Below are 21,747 nucleotides of genomic sequence, written 5' to 3' on the forward strand. Positions count from 1 at the left end.
GAGCCCTGCTTCCTGTCGTACAGGAGCGCGAAGCCGGGCATGACCCACAAGGGAAGCACTCATCATGTTGGAAAGTTGCCAGAATGCCCAGGAACGTTGGGGCGGAGTTCACCTGCTGATCGATCGCTGGCTGCAGGAGCGCAATGAGCTGATCAAGGCGTTCGATGCATTGGGCGACACGCCTCAGGCCCTGGTCGAAGATCGCAAGAGGCTGCAGGATTTCTGCGGCTTGCTGGTCGACTACACATCGGCCGGCCATTTTGAAATCTACGAACAGTTGACCGACGAAGCCAAGGCGTTCAATGACAAGCGTGGTCTGGAACTGGCCGACACGATCTGGCCACGCATCGACGAAATCACCCAGAAAGCGCTCGACTTCAACGATTACTGCGACAAGGGCGACTGCTCCGATGCCGCCGTCATTCTGGACAAGCTCAAGGAGCTGGGTCGGTTGTTGCACGAGCGCTTCGAGCTCGAGGACTGCCTGATCGAGGTCTTGCACAACGCTCACAAGGAAGAGTCCGTCGCCCAGGCGTGACTCTCTTTCGACGCGGCCCTAAGGGGCCGTGGCCAGCAGATGAATGTCGAACGTCAGCGGTGTATTGGGTGGTATCAAGGCACCGGCGCCGTCTGTTCCATAGGCGTGGGCCGATGCAATGACCACACGCCACTTCGCGCCGACCGGCATCTGCGGCAACACCGTACGCCAGCCCTCGATGACGCTGTTCAAGCGAAACCACTGCGCCTGGGTGCTTTGGTCGAACACGCTGCCGTCGGGCAGCTTCCCCACGTATTGAACCTGCATACGCCCATCGGCGGTGGCAGGTGCCCCTGCGCCAGGTTCCAGTACGGTTACCAGAATGCCCTCAGCGATCTCCCGCACCCCGGCCTTGGCTCGTTCGGCGGCCATGAAGCGGCGCTCGGCGGCCAGCGCCTGTTCCGTATCGGCTGCTTCGTCAGGCTTGTCCGTCTTGTCCGCCTGTGCCTGATACTGAGCCAGCAATTGGCCGATGCGCTCGTCGCTCAATGCCAGCGGCTCTTGTCGATACGCCTCCTGCAAGCCCTTGAGCAGGGCGTCGAGTTGAAGCCCGGGGGCGTCCTGGCGCAGGCGTTCCCCCAGGCTGGCGCCCACACTGTAGGCCAGGTCGCGGGCACCGTCCGGCGCAGCTTGCGCGTGCGCTTGTGGCAGGGCCAGGGACAATGGCACCAGGGACAACGACAACAGCAGGCGAGGCAACATCACATTCTCCAGGACAAGACACGGCGAGCATGGACCGATTATGCCACCGACCGGGAAACGGGGCCTCGCGGACACAGTCAACATGTTCTGGCGGCTCTACAGCCACAGGTCTAGTATGAGCCTCTACCCATCGGCCAGGAGGTAACCCATGTCGGCTAACAAGAAGCCCGTAAACACCCCGTTGCATTTGCTTCAACAGCTTTCCGGCAGTTTGCTCGAGCACCTCGAAAGTGCATGTTCCCAGGCCTTGGCCGATGCTGAAAAACTGCTCGCCAAGCTCGAGAAGCAGCGCGGCAAGGCCCAGGAAAAACTGCACAAGTCGCGCACCAAGGTGCAGGACGCTGCTACCGCCGGCAAGAAAAAGAAGCAAGCCAAGGCGCACGACTCGGTGAGCGAACTCGAACAACTGCTCGACGAGCTCAAGGACCGCCAGGCCGAAACCCGCGCCTACATCGTCGAGCTCAAGCGCGACGCCCAGGAAAGCCTGAAACTGGCGGCCGGGGTAGGGCGCGTCCAGGAAGCGGCGAGCAAGGCAATCGAAACCCGTTCGGCCAAGCCCAAGGCAACCCCTGCGGCCGCGGCCAAGTCGGCCAGCCCGGCAGCCAAGCCTGCCGCTCGCACGCCTGCCAAGAGCACCCCAGCCGGGTCGACTGCACGTGCGGCCGCGAAGCCTGCAGCCAGCAAAACCACCCGTGTAGCTGCCGCCGCCACTGCGAGCAAGCCGGCGGTTTCCCGCAGCACTACGCGCAAGGCCCTGGCGGCCCCGGGCGCGGCGGTCAAGCCTGACGCCAAGGCACCCGCCAAGCCGGCTGCGCGGCCGGCCAGAAAGCCTGCGGCCGCCAAGTCGCTTGCCGCAGCCGTGCATTCGAGTGCGACCGAGTCCGGTGCTCCCGCCACTGGCGCTCAGGACGACAAGGGCGACGCATCTTCGAGCCAAGCCTGAGTCTCCCTGGCTGCCACGCCCAGCACGTGTAACGCCGCGCTCGAGTGCGCGGCCGCTGCGGGTAGCAAAGCAGGCAGCCAGGTCATGCTCAAGCCCTGCGTAGCGAGGGGCCAAGGTGCGGCCTGATCGTGCAGGCGCTGCAGCAACTGGCGTTCGGCGTTCAGTTCCAGTGCCTTGACCGATTCGCGCAGGTGCATCAGCTCAGGGTCTTGCACGGCCTGGGCTCGCCACTGCTGGCGCAATTCGCGCAAGGGTCGCACCACGTCCTCATGCCAAGGCGTGGCGATCGCCTCCAGCAGCGTCACCCGTTCGCATGTGCAGGCCACGCCCCTGGCATCCAGCCAGGCACCGCACAGCAGCAGGCACACGTTGGCGCCATCTGCCTGCAGCTGCAGGCAGGTGGTTTCGATGCCTGGTCGGGCATAGAGGTCCAGGGCAAACTTCCACAACTCATCATGCATCGTGCTACTCGCGCCAGTGGGCAAGGAAGCTGGTAGACTTCGCCGCCATTATGATCCGACTTCAGAACCTCACTTTACAGCGTGGCCCGCAGCGTCTGCTAGAAGACGCCGAGCTGACCCTGCACGCCGGTCAGAAAGCCGGCCTCATCGGCGCCAACGGTGCTGGCAAATCCAGCCTGTTCGCCTTGCTGCGTGGCGAGCTTGTGCCCGACTCCGGCAATTGCTACCTGCCCGCCGATTGGCGTATCGCTCACATGCGCCAGGAAGTCGATACCCTCGAACGCATTGCGGTCGACTACGTACTCGATGGCGATGTGCGTCTGCGCGAAGTCCAGCAGGCACTGGCGGACGCCGAGGCCACGCAGGACGGTGCGGCCCAGGCGCGCCTGCATGCCGAGCTCGACAGTGCCGACGGCTATACCGCGGACGCACGTGCACGCAAGCTGCTCGCAGGGCTTGGTTTCAGCAACGAGCAGATGGACCGTCAGGTCGGTGATTTTTCCGGGGGCTGGCGGATGCGCCTGAGCCTGGCTCAGGCCTTGATGTGCCCTTCCGACCTGCTGCTGCTCGACGAACCGACCAACCACCTGGATCTCGACGCCATTCTGTGGCTCGAGGACTGGCTCAAGGGCTATCCCGGCACCCTGCTGTTGATCTCCCACGACCGCGACTTCCTCGACGAAGTCGTCGATCACGTGGCCCACGTCGAACAGCAGAAGCTGACCCTGTACCGTGGTGGCTACAGCGCCTTCGAACGCGCCCGTGCCGAACGCCTGGCGCAGCAGCAGCAAGCGTACGAGAAGCAGCAGGTGCAGCGCGCGCACATGGAGAAGTACATTGCGCGCTTCAAGGCCCAGGCCACCAAGGCGCGTCAGGCACAGAGCCGGATCAAGGCCCTGGAGCGCATGGAAGAGCTGTCGGCGGCACACGTCGACTCGCCCTTCGACTTCGTGTTCCGCGAATCGGTGAAGATTTCCAGCCCCTTGCTCGACCTGTCCGAAGGTCGGCTGGGCTACGGCGAAACGGCCGTGCTGGAGAAGGTCAAGCTGCAGCTTGCCCCCGGTGCGCGGATTGGCCTGTTGGGCCCCAATGGCGCGGGCAAGTCGACCCTGATCAAGAACCTCGCTGGCGAGCTCACGCCCATCGGCGGACGCCTGGTACGTGGCGAGAACCTGGTGGTGGGCTATTTCGCCCAGCACCAGCTGGACTCCCTGGACAGCAAGGCCAGCCCGTTGCTGCATCTGCAGCGGCTGGCGCCGGGCGAGCGTGAGCAGGTACTGCGCGACTTCCTCGGTGGCTTCGATTTCCGTGGTGCGCGCATCGATGAACCGGTGCTGAATTTCTCCGGTGGCGAAAAGGCCCGCCTGGCGCTGGCGTTGATTGCCTGGGAACGGCCCAACCTGTTGCTGCTCGACGAACCGACCAACCACCTCGACCTGGAGATGCGCCTGGCCCTGACCATGGCCCTGCAGGAGTTCAGTGGTGCGGTGCTGGTGGTGTCCCACGACCGGCATCTGCTCAAGAGCACCACCGACGATTTCCTGTTGGTGGCCGATGGCAAGGTCGAGCCGTTCGATGGCGATCTGGACGACTACGCGCGCTGGCTGGTGGATTATCGCCAGCGTCATGCCCCGGTCAGCAATACCCCGGTCAACCTCGACAAGACCGACAAGAAAGCCCAGCGGCAGGCCGCGGCCGCGCTGCGTCAGCAACTGGCACCGCACAAGCGCCAGGCCGACAAGCTGGAGCGCGATCTGGGTGAAGTGCACGAGAAACTGGCGAAGATAGAAGCCGCCTTGTCCGACAGCGCCCTCTACGAGGCCGCGCGCAAGGATGAACTACGCGACCAACTTGCCCAACAGGCCAAGCTCAAGGTGCGCGAGGGTGAGCTGGAAGAGCAGTGGATGGAAGCGCTGGAACTGCTCGAAGACATGCAGGCGCAGCTCGAGGCATTGGCCTGATACTGGGGCTTGATGCCGAGCTGCCTGCACGGGCCCATAGCCAAATTCGCTGCGCCGTTTTACCTTAGGCTGTCCCTATTCGAGCGTCGAGGTTCGTATGCTGCTGGAAACCTGGTTGGCCTTTTTGGTGGCGTGCTGGATCATCAGTCTTTCGCCTGGGGCCGGAGCTATCGCGTCCATGTCCAGTGGCCTGCAGCACGGTTTCCTGCGCGGCTATTGGAATGCGATCGGCCTGCAGTTGGGGCTGCTTCTGCAAATTGCGATCATTGCGGCTGGCGTCGGGGCCGTGCTCGCGGCGTCGGCCACGGCGTTCCAGGCGATCAAGTGGTTTGGCGTGCTCTATCTGCTCTATCTTGCGTTCAAGCAATGGCGTGCACTGCCTGCCGACCTCGGTGAGGAAGCGGGGCAAAAGCCGGCTGGCAAGGCCTCGAGCCTGGTGCTGCGTGGTTTTCTGGTAAACGTCGGCAACCCCAAGGCGCTGGTATTCATGCTGGCGGTATTGCCGCAATTCATCAATCCGCACGCGCCACTGCTGGTTCAATACCTGACCATTGCAGCCACCATGGTGACCGTGGACCTGATCGTCATGGCCGGCTATACCGGGTTGGCGGCGAAGGTGCTGCGGCTGCTGCGCACGCCGCGTCAGCAGCGACGCATGAACCGCACCTTCGCCGGCTTGTTCGTGGCGGCGGCGACCCTGCTCGCTACGCTGCGGCGGGTGCCTGCCTGAATTCGGCGGTCAGGCCTGGGTGAGTTCGATCACCCGGTCCACCAGCTTGTTGATGCCGGCGGCGGCTTCGCTGATGGTCTTGGCGCTCATGTAGGCGGGGGTGCTGACCAGCTTGCGGGCGGGGTCCTCGACGATCTCGGTCACTTCGCATTCCTGGTGGGTGCCACCCATCTTCTCGATGGCCTGCGCGGTTTCGGCATCGGTACCGATGGTGCAGGTCACGCCGGGGCCGTAGATTTTTGCCGCCAGCGCCGGTGAGATGCAGATCAAGCCAACCGGCTTGCGCGCTTCGGCGAAGGCCTCGGCCAGTGCCTGCACTTGCAGGTTGACCGAGCAGGCGGCGCCGTCGCTGGCGAAAGAGGACAGATTCTTCGCCGCGCCGAATCCGCCTGGAACGATCAAGGCATCGAAGTCGTCGGCGTTGGCCAGGGCGATGTCCTTGACCTCGCCACGGGCGATCCGCGCCGATTCCACCAGCACGTTGCGCGACTCGGGCATTTCCTCGCCGTTCAAGTGGTTGATCACATGCTTCTGGGCGACGTCGGGCGCGAAGCACTGCACTTCGCAGCCGCGCTGGTCCAGGCGCAGCAAGGTGATCACGCTTTCCTGAATTTCGCTGCCGTCATAGACGCCACAGCCGGAAAGGATCACCGCGATTTTCTTGGTCATGTCGAACTCCGATTGTGGCCACTGCTTCATTGGCATGTGTTCAGTAGCATGGATCACGCTCGGCGGCGTGTGTTCAGTTCGAGCGGGCCCTCAGGGCTGCTCGTCACCGGGCGCAGGCGTCGCCGCAGGGGCTTCCAGGCGCGCCTGGCGGGCGATGCGTGCGGCCTTGATGCGGCGCCGTACCCACAGCAGGACGCCGATCAGCACCAGCGCGCCAAGGACCCACAGCTCGTATTTCTTGACGTTGCCCAGCATGTGTTCGAGGAACGAGCCGAAATGGTAGGCCGCCAGGCCCAGTGCCGTGGCCCATACTGCGGCGCCGATGCCGTTGAGCAGCAGGTAACGCCGTGGTGGATAGCCGGACAAGCCGATTGCCACTGGCATGACAGTGCGCAGGCCATAGACGAAACGAAAGCTCAGCACCCAGATGTCCGGATGCCGGCGGATGTGCTCCAACGCACGGTCGCCCAACAGCTGCCAACGAGGTTTGCGCGCCAGTAGCTTGCGTCCATGCTTGCGGCCCATGAAATACCATAGCTGGTCGCCTGCGTAGCTGCCGAAGAAGGCCACCACCACAACCATGTTGATATCCATGTAGCCACGGAACGCCAGAAACCCGGCCAGGACCAGAATGGTCTCGCCTTCGAAGAACGTGCCGAGGAACAGGGCGAAATAGCCAAAATCGTTCAGGAATTGTTGGAGCATTTTATCGATGCTGGCGAAGTGAATGCGCAGCCTAACCCGTCATGGACATACATGAAAGTGTCCAAATGTGTCTTGTCGTGAACAATGCTTGTCAACCTGAGAACGCAGACACCTTGTGGATGCGGCCGGTCATGTCATGCAACCGTCATAATCCATGCTTATAACTGTCGCGCCCCCCTTCCAAGCGTGCAGGCGTCAATGGCATCCTGACGCATTACGCGATCCGTGCCGCTCAATTGCAAAGGGCAGTTACGCCCTCGGGAACGCCAGATGAACAACGAAGCCCAGACTCAAGTCGCTCTCACCCAAGATCAGCCGGTGGTCGAAACCCCGGTAGAAGCGCCGTTGGTCATAGAAGCCATCGTCGAACCCGCGCACCCGAGCGAGGCCCTCGCGCCGGCGCCGCACATCGTCGTGCCGGGGCTGGACGACAGCAGCCTGTACATCCATCGCGAGCTGTCGCAGTTGCAGTTCAACATCCGGGTGCTGGAGCAGGCGTTGGATGAATCCTATCCGCTGCTCGAGCGGCTCAAGTTCCTGCTGATCTTTTCCAGCAACCTCGACGAATTCTTCGAGATCCGCGTCGCAGGGCTCAAGAAGCAGATCACCTTTGCCCGCGAACAGGCCGGCGCCGACGGTCTGCAGCCGCATCAGGCGCTGGCGCGGATCAGCGAGCTGGTGCATGGCCATGTCGATCGCCAGTACGCCATCCTCAACGACATCCTGTTGCCGGAGCTGGAGAAACACCAGGTTCGCTTCATTCGTCGGCGGCATTGGACAACCAAGCTCAAGACCTGGGTGCGTCGCTATTTCCGCGACGAAATCGCGCCGATCATCACGCCCATCGGCCTGGACCCTACGCACCCGTTCCCGCTGCTGGTGAACAAGAGCCTGAACTTCATCGTCGAGCTCGAAGGCGTCGATGCCTTCGGTCGCGACTCTGGCCTGGCGATCATTCCGGCACCGCGGTTGCTGCCGCGGGTGATCAAGGTGCCCGAGGACGTAGGCGGGCCGGGCGACAATTTCGTGTTCCTGTCCTCGATGATCCATGCCCATGCCGATGACCTGTTCCAAGGCATGAAAGTGAAGGGCTGCTATCAATTTCGCCTGACCCGCAACGCCGACCTGTCGGTCGATACCGAGGACGTCGAAGACCTGGCGCGTGCGCTGCGCGGCGAGCTGTTCTCGCGTCGCTACGGCGATGCGGTACGTCTGGAAGTGGCCGACACCTGTCCCAAGCTTCTGTCCGACTATCTCCTCAAGCAGTTCAACCTGTCGGACACCGAGCTGTATCAGGTCAACGGCCCGGTCAACCTGACGCGTCTGTTCAGCATCACTGGTCTGGACAGCCATCCCGAGCTGCAGTACCTGCCGTTCACGCCACAGATTCCGAAGCTGTTGCAGAACAGCGAGAACATTTTCAGCGTGGTCAGCAAGCAGGACATCCTGCTGCTGCACCCCTTCGAATCGTTCACGCCCGTGGTCGATCTGTTGCGCCAGGCGGCCAAGGACCCTCATGTGCTGGCCGTGCGGCAGACGCTGTACCGCAGCGGTGCCAATTCCGAGATCGTCGATGCGTTGGTGGATGCCGCCCGCAATGGCAAGGAAGTCACCGTCGTCATCGAGCTGCGCGCGCGCTTCGACGAGGAATCCAACCTGCAGCTGGCCAGCCGTCTGCAAGCCGCGGGCGCGGTGGTGATCTACGGCGTGGTGGGCTTCAAGACCCACGCCAAGATGATGCTCATTCTGCGCCGCGAGGCGGGCGAGATCGTACGCTATGCACACCTTGGCACCGGTAACTACCACGCCGGCAATGCCAAGCTGTACACCGACTACAGTCTGCTGACCTCGGACGATGCACTGTGCGAAGACGTCGGCAAGTTGTTCAGCCAGTTGATCGGCATGGGCAAGACCTTGCGCATGAAGAAGCTGTTGCATGCACCCTTCACGTTGAAGAAGGGCATGCTCGACATGATCGCTCGCGAGACCCAGTACGCCATCGAAGGCAAGCCGGCGCACATCATTGCCAAGTTCAACTCGCTGACCGACCCGAAGGTCATTCGCGCGCTGTACAAGGCCAGCCAGTCAGGCGTGCGCATCGATCTGGTGGTGCGCGGCATGTGCTGCCTGCGTCCGGGCATTCCCGGGGTGTCGCACAACATCCATGTGCGCTCGATCATCGGGCGGTTCCTGGAGCACACGCGGGTGTTCTACTTCCTCAACGGGGGCGAGGAGCAGATGTTCCTGTCCAGTGCCGACTGGATGGAGCGCAACCTCGACAAGCGCGTCGAAACCTGTTTCCCGGTGGAAGGCAAGAAGCTGATCGTGCGGGTCAAGAAGGAGCTGGAAAGCTACCTGACCGACAATACCCATTCCTGGATCCTGCAGGCCGACGGGCGCTACGTGCGCAACACCCCGACCGGCAACCAGAACGCCCGCAGCGCGCAGGACACGCTGCTCGAACGGCTGAGCAACCCGATCCTGCCGGTGCGCTAGCAGCCAGCAAGATCGGAGGTGCGGCTTTCGCGGCCACTGGCCGCTCCTACGGAAATCGAGTTGCACCGTAGGAGCGGTCATCGGCCGCGAAACAGGCGCTGCGGCCTATCAGGCAGATGGCGGTGCGGCTTTCGCGGCCACTGGCCGCTCCTACGGGAATCGCGTTGCACTGTAGGAGCGGTCATCGGCCGCGAAACACCCGATGCGGTTTATCAGGCAGGTGGCGGTGCGGCTTTCGCGGCCACTGGCCGCTCCTACGGGAATCGCGTTGCACCGTAGGAGCGGTCATCGGCCGCGAAACATGCGCTGCGGTTTATCGGGCAGGTAGCGGTGCGGCTTTCGCGGCCACTGGGCGCTCCTACGGGAATCGCGTTGCACTGTAGGAGCGGTCATCGGCCGCGAAACATGCGCTGCGGTTTATCGGGCAGATGGCGGTGCGATCTCAGCGCACGGTGAGGGTGAAGCCTACGCGGGTTAGCCATTCGGCTTCCTGGGCGAAGTCGGCCTGGGTCAGCTGGTTGTTCTCCAGCCAGCCATCGGGGAACACTACATCCAGGCTCTTGGCCTTGGCATGCAGGGACACCGCCGGCATCTCCTGGGTACCACGGATGTGGTGGAACAGGATGGCGAAGCGCAGCAGCACGCACAGACGGATCAACTGCACACCGTCATCGCCGAACTCGGCGAACTTGTCCTTGGGAATGTTGCGGCGGTGGCCGCGCACCAGCAGCGCCAGCATCTGCTGGTCTTCGCGCGAGAACCCGGCCAGGTCGGAGTGTTCGATCAGGTAGGCGCCGTGCTTGTGGTAATGGTAATGGGCAATGTCCAGGCCTATCTCGTGAACCTTCGCCGCCCAGCCCAGCAGCTCGCGCCAGACCCCGTCTTCCAGCTCCCAGTCCGCCGCCACCTGGTCGAAGGCATGCAGCGCCTTGCGCTCGACGCGCTCGGCCTGCTCGACATCGACGTGGTAGCGGGTCATCAACGAACCCAAAGTACGTTCGCGCACATCTTCGTGGTGATGACGGCCCAACAGGTCGTACAGCACGCCTTCGCGCAGGGCGCCATCGCAATGGTCCATGCGCTGCAGGGCGAGGGCATCGAAGATCGCTTCGAGAATCGCCAGCCCGGCGGGAAAGATGGTCCGGCGGTCCGGCTTGATGCCGTCGAAATCGATCTTGTCGACATCGCCCAGCTTGAACAGCTTGCGCTTGAGCCAGGCCAGCCCCTCGGCATTGACCTCGCCGCTGCCCTGGCCGCCGGCCTTGAGGGCCAGGCCGATGGCGCGGATGGTGCCGGAGGAGCCGATGGCCTCGTCCCAGCTGAGCCGGTGCAGGGCATTCTCGATGCTCATGATCTCCAGGCGCGCCGCCGTATACGCCTGGGCGTAGCGGGCCGGGGTGATCTTGCCATCGCGGAAGTAGCGCTGGGTGTAGCTCACGCAGCCCATCTGCAGGCTCTCGCGCAGCAGGGGTTCGAAGCGCTGGCCGATGATGAACTCGGTGCTGCCGCCGCCGATGTCGGCGACCAGGCGCTTGCCCGGCGTGTCGGCCAGGGTGTGGGAGACGCCCAGATAGATGAGGCGGGCCTCTTCGCGGCCCGAGATGACCTCTACCGGATGGCCGAGGATCTGCTCGGCGCGGACGATGAATTCGTTGCGGTTGCGGGCTTCGCGCAGGGCGTTGGTGCCCACGATGCGCACCGCGCCCAGGGGCAGGCCGTTGATCAGTTGGGCGAAGCGCTTGAGGCAGTCCAGACCGCGCTGCATCGACTCTTCGCTGAGCTTGCGCTCTTCGTCGATGCCGGCGGCCAGCTGGACCTTTTCGCCCAGGCGTTCGAGGATGCGGATTTCATTGACGTGGGCCTTGGCCACCACCATATGAAAGCTGTTCGAGCCCAGGTCGATGGCGGCGATCAGGGACAGGTTCTTGGCTTTGGTCTGCGGCATGGTCAAAGGATCTCGGTCGTTAACCCCCGCATCGTGCCACGATCAGGCGACGGCGCCAACGCGCCATCCTGATCTTTGCCCCAAGGTCCGAGCTCTGGCGAGCCCGAACGGCATTCATGCCGGCTGCATGCCGATGAACTGCGCCAGCTCGGGCGTGCGCGGATTGACGAACAATTCCTTGGGATCGCCCACCTCGTGCACCTTGCCATGGTGCATGAACACCAGCTTGTCGCCGACCTCGCGGGCGAAGCGCATTTCGTGGGTGACCATGATCAGGGTCATGCCGTCTTCGGCCAGCTTGCGCACCACGCTGAGCACCTCGTTGACCAGCTCCGGGTCCAGCGCCGAGGTGATCTCGTCGCACAGCAGCACCTTGGGCGACATGGCCAGTGCGCGGGCGATCGCCACGCGCTGTTGCTGGCCGCCGGACAGACGTTCGGGGAACGCATCGAACTTCTCGCCCAGGCCGACCCGTTCGAGCATCTCGCGAGCCAGTTCGCGGGCGCGAGCCTTGGGCACTTTCTGCACCACCTGAGGGGCCAGCATCACGTTTTCGCCCACGCTCAGGTGCGGGAACAGGTTGAACTGCTGGAACACCATGCCGACCTTCTGGCGCAGGCTGCGCAAGTCGGCGCGCGCCGCATCCAGGTATTCACCGTCGACTTCGATGACGCCGTCGTTGATCGATTCCAGGCCGTTCAGGGTACGCAGCAAGGTGCTCTTGCCCGAGCCGCTGCGACCGATGATCGCGACCACCTGACCTTCGTCCACACTCAGGTCGATGCCCTTGAGCACATGATGATCGCCGTAGTACTTGTGCAGGGCGGAAATCCTAAGCAGCGGCATGCAGCCTCCTTTCCAGATAGCGGGCACTGAGCGACAGCGGGTAGCACAGGGCGAAGTAGCCCAGGGCGACGAAGCCGTAGACCATGAAGGGTTCGAAGGTGGCGTTGGCCAGCATGCTGCCGGTCTTGGTCAGCTCGGTGAAGCCGATGATCGAGGTCACCGCGGTGCCCTTGACCACTTGCACCGAGAAGCCCACGGTCGGCGCCACGGCAATGCGCAAGGCCTGGGGCAGGATCACGTGGCGCAGCTGCTCGTTGCGGGTAAGCGCCAGGCTGGCGGAGGCTTCCCACTGGCCGTTGCCGATGGACTCCACGCAGCCGCGCCAGATCTCGGCCAGATAGGCGCTGGTGAACAGCGTCAGGGCCAGGGCGGCGGCCACCCAGGGCGAGATGTCCACGCCCATCAGCGCCACGCCGAAGAACACCAGAAACAGCTGCATCAACAGAGGCGTGCCCTGGAACACTTCGATATAGCAGCGTGCCAGCGTGCGCAGCGGATGCGTGGGCGAGATGCGCAGGGTCATCACCAGCAAGCCGATCAAACCACCGCCAATGAACGCCACCAGGCTCAAGGCCAGGGTCCATTGCAGGCCGATGAGCAGGTTGCGCACGATGTCCCACAGGGTGAAATCCATCAGCTGTTCCTCATGATGAAACGCCGACCCAGCCAGTTCAACAGCATGCGGATCAGGATCGACATGACCAGGTACACCAGCGTGGTCAGCAGATACGTCTCGAAGGCGCGAAAATTGCGAGACTGGATGAAATTGGCGTAGAAGCTCAGCTCCTGCGTGGCGATCTGCGAGCACACCGCCGAACCCAGCATGACGATGATGATCTGGCTGCTCAGCGCCGGCCAGACCTTGGCCAGGGCCGGCTGGAGAACCACGTAGCGAAACGCCTCGAAGCGGCTCATGGCCAGGGCCGCAGAGGCTTCGAGCTGCCCCTTTGGCACGGCCTGGATGCCGGCGCGGATGATCTCGGTGGAATACGCCCCCAGGTTGACCACCATGGCAAGCACCGCGGCTTGCCACTCGCTGATCTGCACGCCCAGGCTGGGCAGGCCGAAGAAAATGAAGAACAGCTGGACCAGGAAGGGCGTGTTGCGGATGAGCTCCACGTAGACCCCGAAGAGGCCGGCGAACGGCTTGATCTGCCAGGCCCGCACGGCGCCGCCGACGATGCCCACGGCTACCCCGAGCAGTGCGCCGATGGCGGTGAGCTCAAGGGTGAACAGCGCACCCTTGAGCAGCAGGTCGGCCTGTGCGAGTACCGGGGCGAAAGCGAACTGATAGGCCATTGGGTGCGCTCGACAATCAGAGGTCGGCGGGCAGCGGCTGCTTCAGCCAGGTCTGCGCATTCTTTTCCAGGCTGCCGTCACTCTTGCCCACAGCGATGATCTGATTGACCTTGGCCAGCAGCTCGGGCTGTTGCTTGTTGATGCCCACGTACACCGGCGAGTCCTTGAGCTTGATCTTCAAGGCTGGAATGCGTTTAGGGTTCTTTTCCGAGATGGCCACCATCACCACGTTGCCGCTGGCGATCAGGTCGGTCTGGCCGGCGAGGTAGGCGGCGATGGTCGAGTTGTTGTCTTCGAAGCGCTTGATGGTGAGGCCTTCGGGCGCGACCTTGCTCAGCTCGATGTCTTCGATGGCGCCACGGGTCACGCTGATGGTCTTGCCCTTGAGGTCGTCCAGCGTGGCGATCGGCGCTTCCGGCGGGCCGAACACGGCCAGGTAGAACGGCGCGTAGGCGCTGGAGAAATCGATGACCTGTTCACGCTCGGCATTCTTGCCCAGGCTGGAGATCACCAGGTCGACCTTGCCGGTGGTGAGGTAGGGAATGCGGTTGGTGGAGTTCACCGGAGTGAGCTGCAGCTTCACTTTGAGTTGGTCGGCGATCAGCTTGGCCGTGTCGATGTCCAGTCCGCGCGGTTGCATGTCGGGGCCGACCGAGCCGAACGGCGGGAAATCCTGCGGCACGGCAACGCGCAAGGTGCCGCGCTCGGTGATGTCGCTCAAGCCATCGGCATGGGCTGCCTGGCCCAGCATGAAACTGGCGACCAGGGCGGTGAACAGCAGGCTGCAGCGCGAAATCATGGCGATACTCCGATTGCGATCGAGTCGAGGTTGCCAGGGAGGTAGCACAGCGCGTGCCAGAATGGGGCAGGGGGCGTGCGCCGCGGCGTGGGATCGGGGTTCTAGCTGCCACGAGTGCTCTGTGCCGGACTGGCCGCGCACCGTTGCGGAGCGCACTGGGCAGTGCCTGCGGTCATTCCTGGTGCGCCGAGCGGGGTTCCATTGCCTGTATCACCGATGTTCATAGTGATGATCAATGATCATCGGCTTCCTGTAGCAGCGCTGTGCCGCTATGATGGGCCACGTTTTTCTTTCCGAATATGACCACGGAGACACTCCATGAGCAGCGACCTTATCAAGCACGTCAGCGACGCCAGCTTCGAAGCAGATGTACTCAAGGCTGACGGTGCTGTACTCGTCGACTACTGGGCCGAATGGTGTGGCCCGTGCAAGATGATCGCCCCGGTGCTCGACGAAATCGCCGAAACGTACAAGGGCAAGCTGACCGTCGCCAAGCTCAACATCGACGAGAATCAGGAAACCCCGGCCAAGCATGGCGTGCGCGGCATCCCGACGCTGATGCTGTTCAAGAACGGCAACGTCGAGGCGACCAAGGTCGGCGCGCTGTCCAAGTCGCAGTTGGCAGCCTTCCTGGATGCCAATATCTGATACCTGAAAGGCCCCGCATTCGTCGGGGCTTTTTTCTGGGCGCGATACTGGACGCCTACAAATCGAGGTGTTACATTCGGCCTCGCATTGGTTTCTCCTCTGCCCCCTGCAAGCCGTCGCCGACGCACTCCTACTCGAATCAGTACGCGATCCTGTCGCCTTCTCTGCGGCGCGGCCTCATTAAGCCCAAAGCTTAATTTCTCCCCTCCATACATGATTACGTCATTCCCTTATGAACCTGACTGAACTCAAGCAAAAGCCGATCACCGATCTGCTCGAAATGGCCGAACAGATGGGCATAGAAAATATGGCCCGTTCGCGCAAGCAGGATGTGATTTTCTCCCTGTTGAAGAAGCACGCCAAAAGCGGTGAGGAAATCTCCGGTGATGGCGTGCTGGAGATTCTCCAGGACGGCTTCGGCTTCCTGCGTTCGGCTGACGCCTCGTACCTGGCCGGCCCAGACGACATCTACGTCTCGCCCAGCCAGATCCGCCGCTTCAACCTGCGTACCGGCGACACCATCGTCGGCAAGATCCGTCCGCCCAAGGAAGGCGAGCGTTATTTCGCCCTGTTGAAAGTCGATACCATCAACTTCGACCGTCCGGAAAACGCGAAAAACAAGATTCTCTTCGAAAACCTCACGCCGCTGTTCCCTACGGTGCGCATGAAGATGGAAGCCGGCAACGGTTCCACCGAAGACCTCACCGGTCGTGTCATCGACCTGTGCGCACCGATCGGCAAGGGCCAGCGTGGCCTGATCGTCGCTCCGCCGAAAGCGGGCAAGACCATCATGCTGCAGAACATCGCGTCGAACATCACGCGCAACAACCCGGAATGCCACCTGATCGTCCTGCTGATCGACGAGCGTCCGGAAGAAGTCACCGAGATGCAGCGCACCGTGCGCGGCGAAGTGGTCGCCTCGACCTTCGACGAGCCGCCAACCCGCCACGTGCAAGTGGCCGAGATGGTGATCGAGAAGGCCAAGCGCCTGGTCGAGCACAAGAAGGATGTGGTCATCCTGCTCGACTCCATCACTCGCCTGGCGCGTGCCTACAACACCGTGATCCCGAGCTCCGGCAAGGTCCTGACCGGTGGTGTCGACGCCCATGCCCTGGAGAAGCCCAAGCGTTTCTTCGGTGCTGCGCGAAACATCGAGGAAGGCGGTTCGCTGACCATCATCGCCACCGCGCTGGTCGAAACCGGCTCGAAGATGGACGAAGTGATCTACGAAGAGTTCAAGGGTACCGGCAACATGGAACTGCCCCTGGACCGCAAGATCGCCGAGAAGCGCGTCTTCCCGGCCATCAACATCAACCGTTCCGGTACCCGTCGCGAAGAGCTGCTGACCGCCGACGACGAACTGCAGCGCATGTGGATCCTGCGCAAGCTGCTGCACCCGATGGACGAAGTGGCGGCCATCGAGTTCCTGATCGACAAGCTCAAGCAGACCAAGACCAACGACGAGTTCTTCCTGTCGATGAAACGCAAGTAAGCCCACCCGCTGCTTGACCCGAATGGCGCCCTTGCGGCGCCATTCGCATTTTCAACGTTGCATAGCCATGCCAGACCCGTTCGGCCGACAAGGATTGTTATGACTCACCTAGCCTATCGACGTGACATCGACGGCTTGCGCGCCGTGGCGGTCATTGCCGTGGTGTTGTTCCACTTTGGTATTCCGGGTTTTGCCGGCGGGTTCGTCGGCGTTGACGTGTTCTTCGTCATCTCGGGTTATCTGATCACCTCGATCATCTGCCGCGAGCGTGCCTCGGGCCACTTCAGTTTTGTGGAGTTCTGGGTGCGCCGTGCGCGGCGGATCCTGCCCGCCCTGGTGGTGATGGTGGTGGCCTGTTTGATCGTTGGCTGGTTCCTGCTGGTGCCGCGTGACTATGAAGAGCTGGGGCGCTCAGCGCGCTACCAGGCCATGTTCATGTCCAACGTGCTGTTCGCCCGGCAGGACGGCTATTTCGATACCGATTCGGAGCTCAAGCCACTGCTGCACACCTGGTCGCTGGCGGTGGAAGAGCAGTTCTATATTCTCTTGCCGCTGTTGCTGGCCGTGCTCGGCCGGTATGTGAAGGCATGGCGCACAGGCTTGTTCGGCATTGCCCTGGCATCGTTTGCGGTGAGCGTCTGGCAGGTTCAGCAAGCCCCGGCGCAGGCATTCTTTCTATTGCCGGCGCGCGCGTGGGAACTGTTGGCCGGCAGCCTGCTGGCGGTGGCGCCGGTGTTCCAGCGCCCACTGACAGTGGCCGTGCGTCAGGGCGTGGCCACCGCCGGGATCGCTGCCGTGGGCGTGGCCATTGCCTGCTATGACTGGCGTACCCCGTTCCCCGGCATGGCGGCACTGCTGCCGGTGTTGGGCACGCTGGCGATCATCTGGTCCGGCGCTGGCCAGCCAACCTGGCTGTCACGGCTGCTGGGCACGCGGCCGATGGTGGCGGTGGGCTTGATCTCCTATTCCTGGTACCTGTGGCACTGGCCGGTGCACGTATTCGCCGACTATGCCGCCGTGGACGGTATCGCTGGGCACGAAAACCTTGCGCTGATCCTGGGCAGTCTGCTGCTCGGCTACCTGTCCTGGCGCTGGGTCGAAACGCCCCTGCGCGGTCGGCGCTGGCTGGCCCAGCCGCGTCAGGCGCTGTTGGCCGCATTGCTGGCCATGGTGGTGGTGGGCCTGGCGGGGCAATCCCTGCGCTGGAGCGATGGCGTACCGTCGCGGCTGTCGGCGCAGGCACTGGCCTACGCCGAGGCCGGCGAATGGCATGCCGGGCAGCGTGACTGCATGTTCGAGAAAACCACTGCGCCCGAACGCCTCATCTGTCACCTTGGACGCCAAAGCAAAGACGTGCTGCCACCGCTGATCTGGGGCGACAGCCATGCAGCCGCGCTGATGCCGGCACTGCGCGTACACAGCGAGCGCACCGGGCAGGCACTCGATCTGGCCAGCTCGGCCGGCTGCGTACCGGTCGCAGGGCTGGAGCGCAACGACCTGTGCCGGCAGTTCAATGCGCAGGTCCGGAGCGTGATCGCGCAGGCGCCGCAGCGCGACGTGGTGCTGGTCGCGCGCTGGACGTTGTACCTGTATGGCGACGAGCATGGCGACCTGACCTATCGCTTGCCCGGTACCGATGCGCCGGTGCAGATGGCCGAAGCGCTCAAGCGCGAAGTCCGAGCCTTGCGCCAGGCGGGCAGCCGGGTCTGGCTGCTCGATGAAGTCCCTTTGCAGAACGCCAACGCACCTTACCGGCTGAGCCGCCTGGCCATGCTCCAGCGATCGACCGACGGCATCGGGCGCCCGCTGCGCGAACACCGACAGCGTCAGGCGTCCATGCAGGGGCTGTTCGCCGAGCTGGCGGCCAGTGATCCCCAGGTGCGCATCCTCGATACGACCCAGCTGTTCTGCGCCGATGGCATGACCTGCGTGGCCGAGTCTGCCGGGCGTTCGCTGTACATGGACGACAACCACCTGGGTGACGACGCGGCCGGGTTCGTGGCGCCCTTGTTCGCCCCGCTGCTTGCGCCCGTAGACGCGCCAGCGCCTGGCAATTCCCATTAAAGCCCAGCCGGCGGCTGCCAGCGGCCGCCAGAGCAGGTAGGATGTACGCTTATTTTCTAACTGGCATGGTCGATGAAATTCAAGGATCTTCGGGATTTCGTGCAGCAGCTTGAGCAGCGCGGAGAGTTGAAACGCATTCAGGTGCCCATCTCGCCGGTGCTCGAAATGACCGAGGTGTGCGACCGCACCCTGCGTGCCAAGGGCCCGGCCCTGCTTTTCGAAAAGCCCACCGGCTTCGATATCCCGGTGCTCGGCAACCTGTTCGGCACGCCCGAGCGGGTGGCCATGGGGATGGGGGCCGAATCGGTGAGCGAGCTGCGCGAGATCGGCAAGCTGCTGGCGTTCCTCAAGGAGCCCGAGCCGCCCAAGGGCCTGCGCGATGCCTGGTCGAAACTGCCGATCTTCAAGAAGATCATCGCCATGGCCCCCAAGGTGGTGAAGGACGCGCCTTGCCAGGAAATCGTCTTGGAAGGCGACGACGTCGACCTTGGCATGCTGCCCGTGCAGCACTGCTGGCCGGGCGACGTGGCACCCCTGATCACCTGGGGCCTGACCGTCACCAAGGGGCCGAACAAGGAACGCCAGAACCTGGGTATCTACCGCCAGCAGGTGATCGGCCGCAACAAGGTCATCATGCGCTGGCTGAGCCATCGCGGTGGCGCCCTGGATTACCGCGAGTGGTGCGACAAGCACCCTGGCCAGCCGTTTCCCGTGGCCGTGGCCCTGGGTGCCGACCCTGCGACCATTCTGGGCGCGGTGACGCCGGTACCCGACAGCCTTTCCGAGTACGCCTTCGCTGGGCTGCTGCGCGGCAACCGCACCGAGCTGGTGAAATGCCGTGGCAACGACCTGCAGGTGCCGGCCACTGCCGAGATCATCCTCGAAGGGGTGATTCATCCGGGCGAGATGGCCGACGAAGGGCCCTATGGCGACCATACCGGCTACTACAACGAAGTCGACAAGTTTCCAGTGTTCACGGTGCAGCGCATCACTCACCGGATCAAGCCGATCTACCACAGCACCTACACCGGCCGGCCACCCGATGAGCCGGCGATCCTGGGCGTGGCGCTGAACGAAGTGTTCGTGCCCATCCTGCAGAAGCAATTCCCGGAAATCACCGACTTCTACCTGCCGCCCGAAGGCTGCTCGTACCGCATGGCGGTGGTGACCATGAAGAAGCAGTACCCGGGGCACGCCAAGCGGGTGATGCTCGGGGTCTGGTCGTTCCTGCGCCAGTTCATGTACACCAAGTTCGTCATCGTCACCGACGACGACATCAATGCCCGCGACTGGAACGACGTGATCTGGGCCATCACCACGCGCATGGATCCCAAGCGCGATACCGTGCTGATCGACAACACGCCGATCGACTACCTGGATTTCGCCTCGCCGGTGTCCGGCCTGGGCTCCAAGATGGGCCTGGACGCCACGCACAAGTGGCCGGGCGAGACTACGCGCGAATGGGGTCGGGTCATCGTCAAGGACGAGGCCGTGACCCGCCGCATCGATGAACTCTGGAATCAGTTGGGAATAGATTGATGCGTGTGACCTTGCAACCTTCGGGCGTGGTGCTGCAAACCCTGCCCGGTGAGCGGATTCTGGCGGCCGCGCAGCGTCTGGGCTATGACTGCCCGCAGAGCTGCCGCAATGGCAACTGCCATGTGTGCAGCGCGGTGCTGGTGGAAGGCAGTGTTCGCGAGGAGGGCGCGGTGATCGACCGCGGCGAGTTTCATACCTGCATCGCCGAGCCGCTGGAAGACTGCGTGATCCTCTGGGACGGCGTACTGGCCAAGGGCGAGCTGCCGGTGCGCAGCCTGGCCTGCCAGCTGATCGACTGCGTCGATATCGGCGGCGATGTCTGGCGCGTGCGCCTGCGTGCGCCGGCCGGCAAGCCGCCGCGCTACCATGCCGGGCAATACCTGATGATCGAGCGCGACAACGGCGAAAAGTCGGCCTTCTCCCTGGCCTCTGCACCCCACAGCGGGCGCGACCTGGAGCTGCACGTACTGGTCCGCGAAGCCAGTGCGCAGAGCTTGATCGAGCAGTTGCAGCGCAATGGCATGGCCCGTGTGCACATGCCCTATGGCGATACCCACCTGGCCGAGTTGCCGGATGGGCCGCTGGTGCTGATTGCTGCAGGTACCGGCATGGCGCAGATGAACAGCCTCATCGAGCACTGCCGTCGCGCAGGGTTCAAGCATCCGGTGCATCTGTACTGGGGTGTACGTCGCCCCGAGGATTTCTATGCGCTGGAGCATTGGGAGCAATGGAAGCAGTTGCCCAACCTGTTCCTGAACAAGGTAGTGAGCGACCTGTGCGGCTGGGAAGGGCGCTGCGGCATGCTGCATGAAGCGGTCTGCGAGGACATAGCCGACCTGACCGCCGTGCATGTCTATGGCAGCGGTTCACCGGCGATGATCTACGCCACGCTCGATGCCCTGGTGAATGCCGGGATGGATGCGCACCAGATGCGTGCCGACGTCTTTGCCTACGCGCCGCGGCCCGCCTGATTGCCACTGCCCCTGCGTCATTTCGTTGCCTGCTTCTGCTGTCGTGATGCCTGCGTCGAACCTGACGCAGTGGCATTGCTGTGAAATCGTGCACGTCGATGTGTCCGTGAGCCTGTTTGGTGCTTATAACTTATTTATTTGAAGTTGATTATAAGCGCTTGTATTTATTGATCTATCTGCCATACGGTAGGAACGCGGCAGTTGCAATGCGTTAGAGTTGGGCTTCATTGCAATCTTACGGGGATAACAGGCGACTGCTTATGTCGGTACTCGAAACTGCGCACTTGAATGTGGTCTATCCGCCGTCGCTCGATCTCGGGCCGCAATTGACCCACGAGCAACTTCTTCATTCGTTGGACACCACGATGCGACGCCATCGTGGCGGGCCGGTCTGGCTGTTCGCCTACGGCTCGCTCATCTGGCGGCCCGAATGCAGCGCTGCGGAGCGGCGCCGAGCGCGTGTGCATGGCTATCACCGGGGCCTGTACCTGTGGTCCCACGAACACCGTGGCACACCCGAGCGACCCGGCCTGGTGTTCGGTCTGGACCGAGGCGGCTCATGCGCCGGGTTCGCCTATCGCTTGCCTCAGGAAGATCTGGAGAGTTCGCTGCTGGCGCTGTGGAAGCGCGAGATGCCCTATCCCTCGTACCGCCCGCATTGGCTCAACTGCCGTCTCGAAGACGGCACCAAGGTGCAGGCGTTGGGGTTCGTATTGGAGCGGCATTTGCCCAGCTATGCCGGCAACCTGCCGGATAACCTGCTGACGCAGATTCTCGACAGTGCCAGCGGGCGATTTGGCAGCACCCGCGATTACGTCGAGCAAACCATCAGTGCCCTGCGCAATCACGCAATGCCGGACAAGAACCTGGAAGCCAGGCTCAAGCGTTGCCACCAGGGCAGCTGCACTCAAGCCTCGCAGCAATTCCTGCCCTGACGGC

The 21,747-nt window shown here is 63.1% G+C and carries 19 protein-coding genes and 1 pseudogene; 11 read left to right on the forward strand and 9 right to left on the reverse strand.

All coding sequences use genetic code 11. The annotated features are described in order from the left end of the window. Positions 1 to 64 precede the first annotated feature (64 nt). Positions 65 to 538 (forward strand): sigma D regulator, encoded by a 474-nt coding sequence (gene rsd, locus IFT44_RS15945; protein WP_122479915.1) that lies wholly within the window; start codon positions 65 to 67, stop codon positions 536 to 538. Positions 539 to 556: 18 nt separating this feature from the next. On the opposite strand, the gene IFT44_RS15950 is transcribed toward rsd, so the two are convergent. Then, complete coding sequence (locus IFT44_RS15950) at positions 557 to 1,240, reverse strand: FKBP-type peptidyl-prolyl cis-trans isomerase (protein WP_192055081.1); 684 nt, start codon at positions 1,238 to 1,240, stop codon at positions 557 to 559. A 148-nt stretch (positions 1,241 to 1,388) separates the two neighbouring features. Between IFT44_RS15950 and IFT44_RS15955 the strand changes: the two are divergent. Beyond that, positions 1,389 to 2,129: pseudogene (locus IFT44_RS15955) on the forward strand (AlgP family protein); the annotation flags it as partial. Positions 2,130 to 2,143: 14 nt separating this feature from the next. On the opposite strand, the gene IFT44_RS15960 reads toward IFT44_RS15955, so the two are convergent. Next, a complete protein-coding gene (locus tag IFT44_RS15960; RefSeq protein WP_192059391.1) occupies positions 2,144 to 2,644 on the reverse strand; it encodes a TIGR02444 family protein in 501 nt (166 codons plus the stop codon). A 50-nt stretch (positions 2,645 to 2,694) separates the two neighbouring features. Between IFT44_RS15960 and IFT44_RS15965 the strand changes: the two genes are divergently transcribed. Next, a complete protein-coding gene (locus tag IFT44_RS15965) occupies positions 2,695 to 4,605 on the forward strand; it encodes an ATP-binding cassette domain-containing protein (RefSeq protein WP_122796174.1) in 1,911 nt (636 codons plus the stop codon). A gap of 97 nt (positions 4,606 to 4,702) precedes the next feature. Next, positions 4,703 to 5,335 carry a LysE family transporter gene (locus IFT44_RS15970; RefSeq protein ID WP_185794693.1) on the forward strand — a complete coding sequence of 211 codons (633 nt, stop codon included), beginning with the start codon at positions 4,703 to 4,705 and terminating at the stop codon, positions 5,333 to 5,335. 9 nt (positions 5,336 to 5,344) lie between these two features. Here the strand turns inward: IFT44_RS15970 and elbB are convergent, their stop codons facing one another. Then, positions 5,345 to 6,004 carry an isoprenoid biosynthesis glyoxalase ElbB gene (gene elbB / locus IFT44_RS15975; protein WP_192059393.1) on the reverse strand — a complete coding sequence of 220 codons (660 nt, stop codon included), beginning with the start codon at positions 6,002 to 6,004 and terminating at the stop codon, positions 5,345 to 5,347. Between the two features lie 90 nt (positions 6,005 to 6,094). Continuing rightward, entirely contained in the window at positions 6,095 to 6,709 is a 615-nt protein-coding gene (locus tag IFT44_RS15980) for a DedA family protein (RefSeq protein WP_122479910.1), read from the reverse strand. Between the two features lie 270 nt (positions 6,710 to 6,979). Between IFT44_RS15980 and ppk1 the strand changes: the two genes are divergently transcribed. After that, complete coding sequence (gene ppk1 / locus IFT44_RS15985; protein WP_122479909.1) at positions 6,980 to 9,205, forward strand: polyphosphate kinase 1; 2,226 nt, start codon at positions 6,980 to 6,982, stop codon at positions 9,203 to 9,205. A 442-nt stretch (positions 9,206 to 9,647) separates the two neighbouring features. On the opposite strand, the gene ppx is transcribed toward ppk1, so the two are convergent. The 5 genes from ppx to IFT44_RS16010 all read right to left on the reverse strand — a co-directional run bounded on the left by ppx (position 9,648) and on the right by IFT44_RS16010 (position 14,094). Next, positions 9,648 to 11,150: an exopolyphosphatase gene (gene ppx, locus IFT44_RS15990; RefSeq protein WP_122480128.1), complete on the reverse strand. Its 1,503-nt coding sequence runs from the start codon at positions 11,148 to 11,150 to the stop codon at positions 9,648 to 9,650. A gap of 114 nt (positions 11,151 to 11,264) precedes the next feature. Continuing rightward, complete coding sequence (locus IFT44_RS15995; protein ID WP_122479908.1) at positions 11,265 to 11,996, reverse strand: amino acid ABC transporter ATP-binding protein; 732 nt, start codon at positions 11,994 to 11,996, stop codon at positions 11,265 to 11,267. Beyond that, complete coding sequence (locus IFT44_RS16000) at positions 11,983 to 12,633, reverse strand: amino acid ABC transporter permease (RefSeq protein ID WP_185794800.1); 651 nt, start codon at positions 12,631 to 12,633, stop codon at positions 11,983 to 11,985. The genes IFT44_RS15995 and IFT44_RS16000 overlap by 14 nt, the downstream gene beginning before the upstream one ends. Then, a complete protein-coding gene (locus IFT44_RS16005) occupies positions 12,630 to 13,295 on the reverse strand; it encodes an amino acid ABC transporter permease (RefSeq protein WP_056844749.1) in 666 nt (221 codons plus the stop codon). Before IFT44_RS16005 ends, IFT44_RS16000 begins: the two co-directional genes overlap by 4 nt. A gap of 16 nt (positions 13,296 to 13,311) precedes the next feature. Continuing rightward, positions 13,312 to 14,094 carry a transporter substrate-binding domain-containing protein gene (locus tag IFT44_RS16010; protein ID WP_192059398.1) on the reverse strand — a complete coding sequence of 261 codons (783 nt, stop codon included), beginning with the start codon at positions 14,092 to 14,094 and terminating at the stop codon, positions 13,312 to 13,314. Between the two features lie 318 nt (positions 14,095 to 14,412). Between IFT44_RS16010 and trxA the strand changes: the two genes are divergently transcribed. The 6 genes from trxA to IFT44_RS16040 all read left to right on the forward strand — a co-directional run bounded on the left by trxA (position 14,413) and on the right by IFT44_RS16040 (position 21,743). Beyond that, positions 14,413 to 14,742: a thioredoxin TrxA gene (gene trxA, locus IFT44_RS16015; RefSeq protein ID WP_043192254.1), complete on the forward strand. Its 330-nt coding sequence runs from the start codon at positions 14,413 to 14,415 to the stop codon at positions 14,740 to 14,742. A 232-nt stretch (positions 14,743 to 14,974) separates the two neighbouring features. Beyond that, entirely contained in the window at positions 14,975 to 16,234 is a 1,260-nt protein-coding gene (gene rho / locus IFT44_RS16020; protein WP_043192255.1) for a transcription termination factor Rho, read from the forward strand. A gap of 99 nt (positions 16,235 to 16,333) precedes the next feature. Continuing rightward, entirely contained in the window at positions 16,334 to 18,298 is a 1,965-nt protein-coding gene (locus tag IFT44_RS16025) for an acyltransferase family protein (RefSeq protein WP_192176215.1), read from the forward strand. A 72-nt stretch (positions 18,299 to 18,370) separates the two neighbouring features. Continuing rightward, on the forward strand, positions 18,371 to 19,837 hold the full coding sequence (gene ubiD, locus IFT44_RS16030) for a 4-hydroxy-3-polyprenylbenzoate decarboxylase (RefSeq protein WP_122479904.1): 1,467 nt from the start codon (positions 18,371 to 18,373) through the stop codon (positions 19,835 to 19,837). Further along, the gene (locus IFT44_RS16035; RefSeq protein ID WP_122479903.1) at positions 19,837 to 20,808 is read left to right on the forward strand and encodes a CDP-6-deoxy-delta-3,4-glucoseen reductase; all 972 of its coding nucleotides are present in this window, start codon (positions 19,837 to 19,839) and stop codon (positions 20,806 to 20,808) included. The genes ubiD and IFT44_RS16035 overlap by 1 nt, the downstream gene beginning before the upstream one ends. Positions 20,809 to 21,068: 260 nt before the next feature. Next, positions 21,069 to 21,743, forward strand: a complete 675-nt coding sequence (locus tag IFT44_RS16040; protein ID WP_192059404.1) for a gamma-glutamylcyclotransferase — start codon at positions 21,069 to 21,071, stop codon at positions 21,741 to 21,743. Positions 21,744 to 21,747 lie beyond the last annotated feature (4 nt).

Source organism: Pseudomonas sp. CFBP 13710, from assembly GCF_014842235.1.
GTDB lineage: Bacteria > Pseudomonadota > Gammaproteobacteria > Pseudomonadales > Pseudomonadaceae > Aquipseudomonas > Aquipseudomonas baltica.

What these genes read in the sequence shown, in the direction of transcription:
- rsd (WP_122479915.1), top strand. Translation starts at nt 65, where the DNA reads ATGTTGGAAAGTTGCCAGAATGCCCAGGAACGTTGGGGCGGAGTTCAC.
- IFT44_RS15950 (WP_192055081.1), bottom strand. Translation starts at nt 1,240, where the DNA reads ATGTTGCCTCGCCTGCTGTTGTCGTTGTCCCTGGTGCCATTGTCCCTG.
- IFT44_RS15960 (WP_192059391.1), bottom strand. Translation starts at nt 2,644, where the DNA reads ATGCATGATGAGTTGTGGAAGTTTGCCCTGGACCTCTATGCCCGACCA.
- IFT44_RS15965 (WP_122796174.1), top strand. Translation starts at nt 2,695, where the DNA reads ATGATCCGACTTCAGAACCTCACTTTACAGCGTGGCCCGCAGCGTCTG.
- IFT44_RS15970 (WP_185794693.1), top strand. Translation starts at nt 4,703, where the DNA reads ATGCTGCTGGAAACCTGGTTGGCCTTTTTGGTGGCGTGCTGGATCATC.
- elbB (WP_192059393.1), bottom strand. Translation starts at nt 6,004, where the DNA reads ATGACCAAGAAAATCGCGGTGATCCTTTCCGGCTGTGGCGTCTATGAC.
- IFT44_RS15980 (WP_122479910.1), bottom strand. Translation starts at nt 6,709, where the DNA reads ATGCTCCAACAATTCCTGAACGATTTTGGCTATTTCGCCCTGTTCCTC.
- ppk1 (WP_122479909.1), top strand. Translation starts at nt 6,980, where the DNA reads ATGAACAACGAAGCCCAGACTCAAGTCGCTCTCACCCAAGATCAGCCG.
- ppx (WP_122480128.1), bottom strand. Translation starts at nt 11,150, where the DNA reads ATGCCGCAGACCAAAGCCAAGAACCTGTCCCTGATCGCCGCCATCGAC.
- IFT44_RS15995 (WP_122479908.1), bottom strand. Translation starts at nt 11,996, where the DNA reads ATGCCGCTGCTTAGGATTTCCGCCCTGCACAAGTACTACGGCGATCAT.
- IFT44_RS16005 (WP_056844749.1), bottom strand. Translation starts at nt 13,295, where the DNA reads ATGGCCTATCAGTTCGCTTTCGCCCCGGTACTCGCACAGGCCGACCTG.
- IFT44_RS16010 (WP_192059398.1), bottom strand. Translation starts at nt 14,094, where the DNA reads ATGATTTCGCGCTGCAGCCTGCTGTTCACCGCCCTGGTCGCCAGTTTC.
- trxA (WP_043192254.1), top strand. Translation starts at nt 14,413, where the DNA reads ATGAGCAGCGACCTTATCAAGCACGTCAGCGACGCCAGCTTCGAAGCA.
- rho (WP_043192255.1), top strand. Translation starts at nt 14,975, where the DNA reads ATGAACCTGACTGAACTCAAGCAAAAGCCGATCACCGATCTGCTCGAA.
- IFT44_RS16025 (WP_192176215.1), top strand. Translation starts at nt 16,334, where the DNA reads ATGACTCACCTAGCCTATCGACGTGACATCGACGGCTTGCGCGCCGTG.
- ubiD (WP_122479904.1), top strand. Translation starts at nt 18,371, where the DNA reads ATGAAATTCAAGGATCTTCGGGATTTCGTGCAGCAGCTTGAGCAGCGC.
- IFT44_RS16035 (WP_122479903.1), top strand. Translation starts at nt 19,837, where the DNA reads ATGCGTGTGACCTTGCAACCTTCGGGCGTGGTGCTGCAAACCCTGCCC.
- IFT44_RS16040 (WP_192059404.1), top strand. Translation starts at nt 21,069, where the DNA reads ATGTCGGTACTCGAAACTGCGCACTTGAATGTGGTCTATCCGCCGTCG.